The organism is Salinicoccus jeotgali (genome assembly GCF_039538805.1).
GTDB lineage: Bacteria > Bacillota > Bacilli > Staphylococcales > Salinicoccaceae > Salinicoccus > Salinicoccus jeotgali.
In genome coordinates, this window is record NZ_BAABCK010000055.1 from 1 (window position 1) to 10,572 (window position 10,572).

Below are 10,572 nucleotides of genomic sequence, written 5' to 3' on the forward strand. Positions count from 1 at the left end.
AAAAGTACACTTTTAAGAACGGTTTAAAAACATTTGAAATAGATTAAAATAAACGTTCTTAAACATATAAAAATAGTTTACGAACGTTCAATATTTTGCATATACTTTTACGAACGTTATTCAGTTATAATTAGAAAAATAATATTCTGGTTAAACACTTTGTAGATGTGTTTTTCTCTCTTAAATTTTTGATTGATTAGAGTAGACCCTAAATAGACAATATTAGGATATTGATTTCACTGGTTTTGTCACTTTTGATGTTATTTTGCACTGATTTAGGCGATAATTTGCACTATAGTTAAGAAGCCCAGCTAATCTTTTCACGAAGAAAGCTGGGTTTTAAAGTTGATTATGCAAAATAAAACTTAAAGTATATGCAATTTATCGCCAAAAATAACATATAGTACAAAAACCCAATAAGTTTTTAAGATATTGTACAAAGATAATTGTACGGGTTTTGTACTTAAAATCTATAGTAAAATCAACTTGTCACTTTAAGAGGTAAATTGCACTAATTTTGAGCGTTATTTTGCATACTCAACATAGAAAATTAGCCATCTTCTTGAAAAGATAAGCTAAGATTTTTAACTTTAGTGCAAAATAATATCATAATCGACACAACCTTTTATAAACGGTCAAACTTAGTTTTAAAAACACACATAAATTATATTCTCAGATTCAGAGAACAGACTGACAATTCTTATTCTAAAAATTAGTATCTTATGATAATATACTAACTAACTAGTTAGTTAGTATTGGAGGTTTAAACTTGAAGAGAAATCCTAAGAAGACACAAGAATTAATATTGAAAGAAGCTGCAACTCTATTTGCTTCAAAAGGATTTGCCGGAACCAGAGTAGATGAAATTGCAAAAGTCAGTCAGGTCAACAAAGGTATGATATACCATTATTTCAGCAGCAAAGGTGGACTATACGAAAGTGTGTTGGCAAATCAAATGCAGCAAATGTTTCAAAAAATGCAGCATCCTCATGGAGATACCGAATGGGATATTATACAAAATGCTGCTGAGGACTATTTTAACTATTGTTACTCTCATCCTGAATACATCTCTTTAATGCTGTGGGAAATGGTTTCAAAATGGGAGACACTTAATCTAATTACAATTGACTTTGAAAATGAAACAAAACAATTTTTGATTGAAACAATTGAAAGGGGGATTCAAAAAGAAATTTTCCATTCTGATACAGATCCGAGAATGTTTATGTCACTTTCTATTGTTCAGATTTTTTGTTTCTTTCCTCTGTTTCGTCATCCTAACCTATTGAACCCGGGAAGGGGCCGGAAAATGCAGGACTCAGATATTAAAAAATACAGACAGCAGGTTATCGAACAAATAATGCGTTCGCTACAGCCTGATCAATGACTAAGGAGGACTAATCATGGCGTTATTATTTGAGTATAGTTTAAGAATATTTCCAGGATTAGTTCTTATCACGCTTATCTTTTTACTCTTCCCGAAAAATGCAGTACTTACTAAAATATTTTTGCTGATTTTTGGTTTTATACTAATGCGTGATGCAATGACACCCATGGGATTATGGACATTTGGTATTGATGAAGGTACTATATGGCTGCGATTTATTGATGATGGATTTATTTTAATAGCACTGGCATTGACTTCATTAGTATTAACAGTTGGAATTCTATATTTTAATAAATCTTTGAGGCAGTATATATTATGGTTCGGAAGGTATAAAATAACATCACTTGTAGTTGGTTTCATCGGTGGAGTAGTTGTAATTATTCCTTTTTACTTTATGTATATGGGCACATCCGCTGAAGAATTAGGTGGTGCTGTTTCTTTAGAATTGCTTCTGCCGCTTTTGATATTTTCATTATTTGGCAACTTTACGGAAGAAGTATTATTTAGAGGATATCTTCAGGGGTATCTTGAGACACAGCTCAGCTCTTGGCATGCTGTACTTCTTTCAGGGCTGATTTTTGCGATGGGACATATTTTCCTTGCTGTGACAGTGACTGATTTAGGTATAGCGGTTATACTATTTACTTTATATGAAGGTATTATTTGTGCTGTTGTGCGTAAAAATCATGGTGTTATAGCAGCTACGATTACACATGGAATGACCATATTTATTCTAGCCTCTGGTTTGTTGTAAATTCTTTTCTTTATTAATTCAACTTTCGCATCCAGAATGTTAAACGTTTATAAAAGTACAATTTTACGAACGACTTAATAACACTTTGTTTAAGATTGAGTAGATAGTACCTTTATACAACCTGGTTATTTTAAGGATTCTATTGGTTATATAACCTTTACTATCATAACAAGGAGAGCAAAACCTTTTCTTCTTTAACCAAGTGACTCTATTAAATATTGATTTTACTATAGTCAATGAACTTTCAGTTATATAGAAATACATTTCATTTTAATAATAGCTTCTTTAACCAAAGCACTCTTTATTTAAAGAGGTTATTCTATAAAATTGCTTATTAACTTCTCTGTTGTTAATATTGTGGCAATTCCATCGTGCAATGTAGCTAGAGAGATATTGTGTATTGTAGCTGCATCATAATATGGTGGTGGTTGGTTTTTCTCATTAATTTCTGCTGATTTCATAGTCTTCACCACCCTTAAGACTCCTAAAAACATTATAGAAAAATTTTTCTTTTTTAAAAATATCAATAACTAACTTTAACAGAGTCAATCAATTAATAGACTCTCAAATATTTCGTCAGTAATTTTTGATCTCTCTATAGAGTATTTAGTATATCCTACTAAATTATCGTCAAAAGATTCAATTGCAAATAAGAGGATGTCTTTTGAAAATTGTTTATCAATACATTCATGTGGAATCATAAGACCACCGTCTTCATAATCACAGTATATCGATTTCTCTCTCAGATCTTTCAACTGCCCACTGTATGACATGCTATATATTTCTTCTAGTCTTTTCATTCCAATAGCATTTACTAGTCTTTCACCCATACTGATGGTATAGTTCGAACCCATTATTTGCTTCCTCTTGTGATCCCTCAGGGGGTCTTTCTTTACTTCAGTTTGTCTTGTAGTAAAAAGACCCACGTGAATTTTTCCTACTTCTTCAATAACAGCAATTGATAAGAATAATGATGTAGAAAATGATTTCATTTGGAATAGCATAAAGGAATCTTTAACAAGTTGTATGACATGATCAATACATTTATTAAAGTCTTCTGATTCTATTTTAAAATTGCTTCCCCTGCAGAGTGTCCTTTCAACTTCCTTTATTGATTTATCTTTATCCATATTGTATCTCCTTTTATTTACAGGGATTTTAGGTCATCTTCACTATGTTTTCTGTCATTAATAATCCGGTAGATTGTGCCTTTAGACAATCCTGTTATTTTAATGATCTCATTGATTGTATAACTCTTACTATCATATAAGGATAGCAAAACCTTTTCCTTACCTTCTGGTGTTTTTGGTCTACCTCCGGATCTTCCTCTTGCTCTTGCAGCATCTAATCCTTTTTTCGTTCTTTCACTTAATAGTGAATTTAATTTACATAGATTTTAGAAGAAGGAGAAAAGTATTTAGCCTCAACGCATCAAAATTGGCTTTTCGATGCTGGAATTAGTTTTGCTTATATTAGATAATCATTAAAAATTGAAATGATATTTAAATTAAAATTTGACATCACGTCTTAAGTAAAGTATGTTTTACTTATGTAATATATTTTTTACTTTTCGTTAGAAAGGGATGATTTTATGAAGAAGGAGAAGGAGATGATAAATAATCTATATATCCTAAGAGCAGAAAAACGTTGGACGCAAAAATACGTTGCAGACCAACTTAATGTAACTAGACAAACGATACATTCATTAGAGTCAAATAAATATAATCCATCTTTAAAGCTAGCTTTTGAGATATCCTTATTATTTGATAAAAAAATTGAAGATATTTTTAAATATGAGAGGAAGGATGAAGATTAATGATTAATATATTAATTGTAATTTCCATGATAATTGCTGGATTTGGGATAGGTAAATATATAAGTTTTGCGAAGTCAGAAGGAACAGATGAAAGAGGGCAAGCTGTCCTAGCTAAAGCCTCACATGTCACAATGAGTTTTCTATTTCTTACTTTTGCACTTGTAGTTATAATAATTGTTTTTTTAAATGCTTCTAGAGAGTTATTAGGACTTATATTTATAATAGCATTATCTCTACTCATTTTTATCAATGCTGTTACCATTAGTTATATAAGTAAGAATGTTTAATAAATGGAGATATAAGGTCACATCATTAATATTGAGGTGGCTTTACTTTTTGTCTAATTTATATGATAAAGGGAGACCTTAATCAAGCAATCGAATATCAAATCCGTGAGATCACTTCAGTATATTTGCTCGGCAATCGATGTCCCGTCGGGGAAACTGCTGGGATAACGCGCCAATGGAATCCTTCTTTGGTCACTTTAAAGATATCGTTGATCATAAAGCGTGTGAGACATTTGAAGAATTAAAGCATAAGGTGGAGGACTATATTACGAGGTATAATAATGAACGCTATCAATGGGGATTAAAAAAGATGACCCCGATTCAATACCGGGGCCATCTACTCACTGCATAGGTCTTTTTTTAAACTGTCTACATAATAGGTTACAGTTCATAATTATGTGTAAATGAAGGCATGCCTTTTCTTGTAGTGTGCATTACCCGCTGAACATTTCAGCTAATTCTGCACGGGCCTGGTCAAAACCAATATGGCACCGTGTCGCGAACCGTTGGTTATATGCTTCAAATTGAGTGACCAGGAAACGGTCAAGGGAGTCCTCGTTCGGGAACTGCTCTTTGCGCTTACTGTACCGTTTGATCTGCTTATTGAATGACTCAATCAGATTTGTGGAGTAAATGCTTCTCCTGATTGCTTCAGGGAAATCATAAAAAGTGAACAGATCCGGATTGGCTTTCAACGATTGCGTGACTTTGGCGTAAGATTTCTTCCACTTCTCGATAAACGCGTCCAAAGCCTGCTCAGCTTCGGCCTTATCCGTGGCGCGATACAGGGACTTCAGGTCCTCACAGATTGCCTTCCGGTCCGACACACGGACCTTGTGGGAAATGTTGCGTCCAACGTGAATGAAACATGTCTGGTATTTCGCTTTTGGAAACACCGAATGAATACTGTCTTTGATACCTGGAAGCCCGTCAGAAATGAAGAGCAGGACTTCCGTCACGCCCCGTGCATGGATATCTCCAATCAATTCTTTCCATACATACGCAGATTCCGTCGGCGCGACAGTATAGGCCAGCACTTCCTTGGAGCCATCCTCCCGGATGCCCACAGCGATATAGACAGCCTCTTTGGTCACTGTCTCCCGTTTGACGGGCAGGAATGTCGCATCCAGGTACACGCACACATACCGCTCGGATAACGAACGCTGGCGAAATGCCTCCACTTCTTCTGTGACCGCCTGGGTCATATTTGAAATGGTCTGGGGCGTATAGTGATGCCCATACATCCGTTCAATCAGGTGGGAGATTTCAGACATCGTCACCCCTTTTTGAAACATATGGATGACAAAAGATTCCAATGTGTCAAGTGTGCCACGACTGTGCCACAGATTTTAATAAATCACTAAGCTGAAATGAGAAGCCATTTCGGCTTTTATAATTTAATCTAATTTTTGAATAGTTTTACCTTCATCATTAACACACTTGAAGAGATAAAAGTATTCAATCAATAAGTTGCTTGAACACTTCTCATAAACTCCTCTTCTTACAAAATATTACACTTAAATGTTATAATATATCCAGAACAATAAGGAGAAAGATTATGCTTGATAGTGTAGTTCAAAATTTAATAGATGAAAAACGTGAAGGAACATATTGGGATTTTAAAAGAGAATACCACCATAATAAAGCAAAACTACTTCATGATATTATTTGTCTAGCAAATAATCTTGAAAACAGAGATGCCTATTTAATCTTTGGTATAAATGATAATGGTGTTATTACCGGTATTGAAGAAGATATTAAAAGGAAAAATCAAGAACATTTCACGTCGTTTTTACGAGGGAAAAAATTTGCCGGCGGTATTATTCCCTATGTGGTTCTAAGAACAATTTTTATCGAAAATCATGAAATAGATGTACTGGTTATTAAAGAATCAGATAAAGTTCCTTTTTATTTAGAAGAACAATTCAAAGAAGACAACACAATTGTACATGCGGGGAGTATTTACTCAAGAATTGAAGATAGAAATACTCCAATTAATTCAACAGCTGATTCATCTCATACTGAATTATTATGGAAAATTAGACTTGGACTTCTTCCAACACCAATCGATAGACTTAAAGCGATACTCTTACAAAAAAATAAATGGAGAACAAATCAAACAGGATATTATTTTGACGAAGCACCTGAATTTACGATAGTAGAGAATGAAGAACAAAGAGAACAATATGATAAACTTTCTCCATCTTTTTATGCTTATAATCAGATGAATTCACATATGTCTTATTCTCATTATGAGTGTAGGTACTACAATACCATTTTATCTGAGAGTCAAACTGCTATTCTAGACTCTGGTCGGTATCACTCTCCTATCCCAGAACGTGGCTTTATCAATGTAGATCAATATGGACAGGAAAGCTTATCATATAGATATTTTATTGAAGATACTCTTTTATATAATTTACATCATTTTTTGTTCGATAGTGACTCTTACGAAGCACATCATGCTCGTCAACGCTTCCTAGAAATTATCCTTATATTTAAATCTGAAATTGAAAAGAATGCTTTTGAAAATTTCATTAAAGAAGATCTCCAAGGATTTTTATACGAGTTAGAATATCAATCTGAAGATGATTTACTCTCCGACTTAGATACTGAAAATGAGAGAGAAAAAACTGTCTTTAATATAGAAATAAAAACTGGAAAGTTATTAGTTAACAAGTTAAATGAATTCAAGACTGGTGGAAGGAGTTTATAATGACATCCATAAAAGCTTTATTAGATAACAAACAAAAAGCATTAACCGCAAAGTTAGAATCTGTTATATCTCATCCAACTTCGAAAGGTGATAATTCTGAATCAGCTTGGATTAACTTCTTTAGAAGTTTCTTACCAAGTAAATATTCAATTGACAAAGGATTTATATTTGATTCAACTGGTAAGATAAGTGAACAAATAGATATTATCATTTATGATGCTTTATATGCACCACTTATTTTTGAGACTGAAACAGGAGAAAAATATATTACAGCCGAAAGTGTATATGCTGTATTTGAGGTCAAACAAAAGATTAATAAGTATCAACTTGAATATGCACATCATAAGATTATGTCTGTAAAAAACTTATGTAGAAGCTCAAGACCCATGATAGTAGCAGGAAATTATGTAGCGGCTCGGGATTTAACAAAAATTATTGGAGGAATTATATCTTCTAATTCTATAAAATTTAATTCTATAAAAGATTATTTATCACTGTATCCTTCAATTGATTTAGGATGTGCAATTAATAGCTTTTCATTTCTAACTATCAAAGATGATGATGAGAATCTTCTAGATATTAAAAAATCAAATGACGATGAAGTTATTTTATCGTTTTTCTTCATTATCTTAGACGAACTTTATAAAATCGGAACAGTCCCTGCATTAGATATTAGAAATTATGCTAATTCATCATTAGAGGGGTTAAAACTAGAGAGGGGCATATAGTGATTGGGAAATCATCAATATTTTTATGATCTACTATCCAATATTGAGCCTAGTAAATCAACTAAACGTTATGTTAGCAGCTTACAAAAAAGTTTGAGGAGTTTTTTAGAAAGCAACGAACAATATAAACATATACACGTAGACACATTTATTTCTGGGTCATTTGCGAAGAATATTGCAATACGTCCATCAATAGATGAAGATAAACAAGATGTAGATATTATAATTGTTGTTAATTATAATAAAGATAGTTCACCAGAGTATATTTTAAATGAGCTCAAAGACATATTGAGTAGTCAATCAAAATATAAGTATAATAGACTTCAATCTAAATCAGTTGGGATTGACATGGCTAACTATCATGTAGATGTAGTTCCTTTGGTCAAGGATGATGACCAATTTTGGATAGGAGATAGGAAAACAAATGAATGGACGCTAACTGATCCAAAATCTCATATTAAGTGGTCAACCACTACCAATAAGTCTAATGAAAGTAAATATACTTCTCTTGTTAAACTTTTTAAATGGTGGAGGAAAAATAAGAAGAATAGCGGAAACATAAAACTTCCAAAAGGTATTCTTTTAGAAAAAATAATAGCAGATAATATAGGCGACTCAAAATACGATATAGAAAATTTACTCTTAACTACCTTTGAAAATATAGTGAAAGCTTACAAAGAAAACTGTGCTGTTTATGAAATAAAGCCAGTTATTAATGATCCAATTCTCCAGGAAAATAATTTAGCAGGGAACTACTCTTTAGAAGATTTCAAAATGTTTATCGAACTAATTGAGCAGGATTTAGAAAAACTTAAAACTTCTAATTTTAATATAGATATTTGGAAAGAATTATTTGGGGAAAAAAGTGCTCAAAGTAAAGAAGAAATTCAAGAAGAATATATGTTAACTGTAAAACGTCAAATGGATGACTTATTAAATGAAATAGTAGTCAAATCTCAAAAACTCACATTAGATGTTAAAGAATATGAACAAAAAAGAAAAGAATTAGACGACAGAGAAGCAAACCTTTCCAATCGTCATAAAAAAATTCAAGATGAATTAGATGAACTAAAATATGACCTTTATATAGATTTTTTTCAAGAAGCTAAGTATAGCCTCCCCAAAGAGCTAATCAAAAGTTTAGGAAGAGAATATTGGATACAGAAGATTGAAATATTAGAGAGGATAAATAGGAAAAAGAAACGTAACTTTCGAGGATATGAATATTCCTATTTAGCTGAAGTTTATAAAGCACTTGAACTTAATGAAAAATTTTATAATTCTGTTTGTAATATGGTGAAGGATAATTGTTATCTATCTATTTTTGAAGTGAAGGATGTAATAGAAAAAACACCATATAGAACAACTCTGATAGATTATTTAAAAAGTGCAATCAAACAAGATGATTATTCTAATATAAATGAATCCTATAGGGAAGCGTTAGAGCTTCTGGAGAAAAACAGACCTTAATCATTAATACAAAAAATATCGGAACTATATTTTAGATAACAAATGTTTTAGTTACTTAATATAGTAATTTGGAGGGTTTTACTAGGTGGATAATGATAATAATCAAAATAGATATGTTGGAGATGAAAACATTCGTCTCTATACATGTGAAAAAAATATTGCTATAAAGACTCAGAGCATTATGAAGAACCATATCCAAGAATTCAGCAGCAATAAAGATTTTATTAAAAAATCCATAGAACTATTTCACTTATTAACTTATTTAGATGTTAATGAGGAACTTGAAAATATTCAAGAGATTATCCCAAATGAACCTGGTGATTTTTTAGTCACTATAAACGGAAAAGACATTCTATACGAATTAGTCACTATATTTGGCGATAAAGAAGCTCAATCAATTACAAATTTGGTCAAAGAGATTCTAGGATTAAGTGATGTATCACAAGTTGAGATCAATAGGTATCCAGTAATGGATACAACTAAACTCGCCACACTTTTTAAAAAGATGTTATCTAAAAAGAAAGAGAAAAAGTACTTTTCAAACTATGAGGAAGCAGTATTATTATTAGTTACTTCTGAACACGATAGATGTGGGACAGTTGCCTGGTATTTGATAGAAAATATTCAAGAAGAGGTTACAGACTTTATTGATAGTACACGCTCATCTATAAAAACGATGAATTATTTTAGTTCAGGTAAGGATGGAAACCCAGAAACTAATGATATTGAAGCAGAAATCCGCCTGTATAATAAATATTTTAATGCAAATTAGATTTATAAAAGTGATTTACATGTGTTTGATTGGATTGAATATAATGTGATGTAAATTAATTCATTCTGACCCTTTGATTGAAGAACGAGATATGATAGAAAATGTTTTCAAACGATACAATTAAATAAGAAATGCTATTTAAATTACTTGTGGACACTATCTCGAAAAGATGGTGTTCTTTTTTATACTAAATTTTCCTTTCTAATAAATACAATCAACAACATCCCATACAGAAAATAAAAAAATTTAAATAGGATATGATTTTTTAATGATTTCGTTTGTCAAAATAAGCTAGACAGTTCTTTCTCACCCATGTAACCCAAAAAGACTTCCAATGGTGTACGATAGTTCAATGATTTTCTTGGGATATGGTTCCTTCTGGTGGCAACCGATGAGATAAAAGCTTGGTCGACCGTGTTGAAATCCATATCTTTAGGCAGGCCATCCCTTCTGAGCAAGCCGTTGGAATGTTCGTTTAATCCCCGCTGTGATGGTGTGCCCGGATCGGCAAAGTATACGGATAGATCATTTCGATTGCTCATCGACTGCCAGTTGGAGAACTCCTTGCCACAATCGAAGGTGATGGATTTGAATAGGTTTCTAGGCATCTTTTGACACCATGTATTAATGGCAGACTCAATATCC

11 protein-coding genes and 3 pseudogenes are annotated in these 10,572 nt (G+C 32.2%); 9 read left to right on the plus strand and 5 right to left on the minus strand.

Annotated elements, in window-relative coordinates:
* Positions 1 to 769 precede the first annotated feature (769 nt).
* The gene (locus tag ABD734_RS08275; RefSeq protein ID WP_344703263.1) at positions 770 to 1,384 is read left to right on the plus strand and encodes a TetR/AcrR family transcriptional regulator; all 615 of its coding nucleotides are present in this window, start codon (positions 770 to 772) and stop codon (positions 1,382 to 1,384) included.
* 16 nt (positions 1,385 to 1,400) lie between these two features.
* Positions 1,401 to 2,138: a CPBP family glutamic-type intramembrane protease gene (locus ABD734_RS08280; RefSeq protein ID WP_344703264.1), complete on the plus strand. Its 738-nt coding sequence runs from the start codon at positions 1,401 to 1,403 to the stop codon at positions 2,136 to 2,138.
* A gap of 314 nt (positions 2,139 to 2,452) precedes the next feature.
* Here ABD734_RS08280 and ABD734_RS08285 read toward each other — a convergent pair.
* From ABD734_RS08285 to ABD734_RS12030, 3 genes and pseudogenes are all read right to left on the minus strand, one after another.
* Positions 2,453 to 2,563: pseudogene (locus tag ABD734_RS08285) on the minus strand (cysteine hydrolase); the annotation flags it as partial.
* 120 nt (positions 2,564 to 2,683) lie between these two features.
* The gene (locus tag ABD734_RS08290; protein WP_344703266.1) at positions 2,684 to 3,268 is read right to left on the minus strand and encodes an AbiV family abortive infection protein; all 585 of its coding nucleotides are present in this window, start codon (positions 3,266 to 3,268) and stop codon (positions 2,684 to 2,686) included.
* A gap of 17 nt (positions 3,269 to 3,285) precedes the next feature.
* On the minus strand, positions 3,286 to 3,417 hold the full coding sequence (locus ABD734_RS12030) for a helix-turn-helix domain-containing protein (protein WP_425568392.1): 132 nt from the start codon (positions 3,415 to 3,417) through the stop codon (positions 3,286 to 3,288).
* Positions 3,418 to 3,729: 312 nt separating this feature from the next.
* On the opposite strand from ABD734_RS12030, the gene ABD734_RS08295 reads away from it, so the two are divergent.
* From ABD734_RS08295 to ABD734_RS08305, 3 genes and pseudogenes are all read left to right on the plus strand, one after another.
* The gene (locus ABD734_RS08295; RefSeq protein WP_344703268.1) at positions 3,730 to 3,954 is read left to right on the plus strand and encodes a helix-turn-helix transcriptional regulator; all 225 of its coding nucleotides are present in this window, start codon (positions 3,730 to 3,732) and stop codon (positions 3,952 to 3,954) included.
* Entirely contained in the window at positions 3,954 to 4,241 is a 288-nt protein-coding gene (locus ABD734_RS08300) for a hypothetical protein (RefSeq protein WP_344703270.1), read from the plus strand. The genes ABD734_RS08295 and ABD734_RS08300 overlap by 1 nt, the downstream gene beginning before the upstream one ends.
* Before the next feature lie 133 nt (positions 4,242 to 4,374).
* Positions 4,375 to 4,593, plus strand: a pseudogene (locus tag ABD734_RS08305) (IS3 family transposase); the annotation flags it as partial.
* 82 nt (positions 4,594 to 4,675) lie between these two features.
* Here the strand turns inward: ABD734_RS08305 and ABD734_RS08310 are convergent.
* Positions 4,676 to 5,563, minus strand: a pseudogene (locus ABD734_RS08310) (IS256 family transposase); the annotation flags it as partial.
* 236 nt (positions 5,564 to 5,799) lie between these two features.
* Between ABD734_RS08310 and ABD734_RS08315 the strand changes: the two are divergent.
* The 4 genes from ABD734_RS08315 (at position 5,800) to ABD734_RS08330 (ending at position 9,927) form a co-directional block, all read left to right on the plus strand.
* On the plus strand, positions 5,800 to 6,957 hold the full coding sequence (locus ABD734_RS08315; RefSeq protein WP_344703272.1) for an ATP-binding protein: 1,158 nt from the start codon (positions 5,800 to 5,802) through the stop codon (positions 6,955 to 6,957).
* Complete coding sequence (locus ABD734_RS08320) at positions 6,957 to 7,685, plus strand: DUF6602 domain-containing protein (RefSeq protein WP_344703274.1); 729 nt, start codon at positions 6,957 to 6,959, stop codon at positions 7,683 to 7,685. The genes ABD734_RS08315 and ABD734_RS08320 overlap by 1 nt, the downstream gene beginning before the upstream one ends.
* A gap of 3 nt (positions 7,686 to 7,688) precedes the next feature.
* Positions 7,689 to 9,155 carry an SMODS domain-containing nucleotidyltransferase gene (locus tag ABD734_RS08325; RefSeq protein ID WP_344703276.1) on the plus strand — a complete coding sequence of 489 codons (1,467 nt, stop codon included), beginning with the start codon at positions 7,689 to 7,691 and terminating at the stop codon, positions 9,153 to 9,155.
* 85 nt (positions 9,156 to 9,240) lie between these two features.
* A complete protein-coding gene (locus ABD734_RS08330; protein ID WP_344703278.1) occupies positions 9,241 to 9,927 on the plus strand; it encodes a hypothetical protein in 687 nt (228 codons plus the stop codon).
* Between the two features lie 281 nt (positions 9,928 to 10,208).
* On the opposite strand, the gene ABD734_RS08335 is transcribed toward ABD734_RS08330, so the two are convergent.
* Positions 10,209 to 10,572: IS30 family transposase (locus ABD734_RS08335; RefSeq protein ID WP_344703280.1), on the minus strand; the 364-nt coding region annotated here is incomplete at its 5' end.

Bases quoted from the DNA above. Each gene is read 5' to 3' on its own strand.
- ABD734_RS08290 (WP_344703266.1), bottom strand. From the start codon at position 3,268: ATGGATAAAGATAAATCAATAAAGGAAGTTGAAAGGACACTCTGCAGG.
- ABD734_RS08295 (WP_344703268.1), top strand. From the start codon at position 3,730: ATGAAGAAGGAGAAGGAGATGATAAATAATCTATATATCCTAAGAGCA.
- ABD734_RS08280 (WP_344703264.1), top strand. From the start codon at position 1,401: ATGGCGTTATTATTTGAGTATAGTTTAAGAATATTTCCAGGATTAGTT.
- ABD734_RS08315 (WP_344703272.1), top strand. From the start codon at position 5,800: ATGCTTGATAGTGTAGTTCAAAATTTAATAGATGAAAAACGTGAAGGA.
- ABD734_RS08300 (WP_344703270.1), top strand. From the start codon at position 3,954: ATGATTAATATATTAATTGTAATTTCCATGATAATTGCTGGATTTGGG.
- ABD734_RS08320 (WP_344703274.1), top strand. From the start codon at position 6,957: ATGACATCCATAAAAGCTTTATTAGATAACAAACAAAAAGCATTAACC.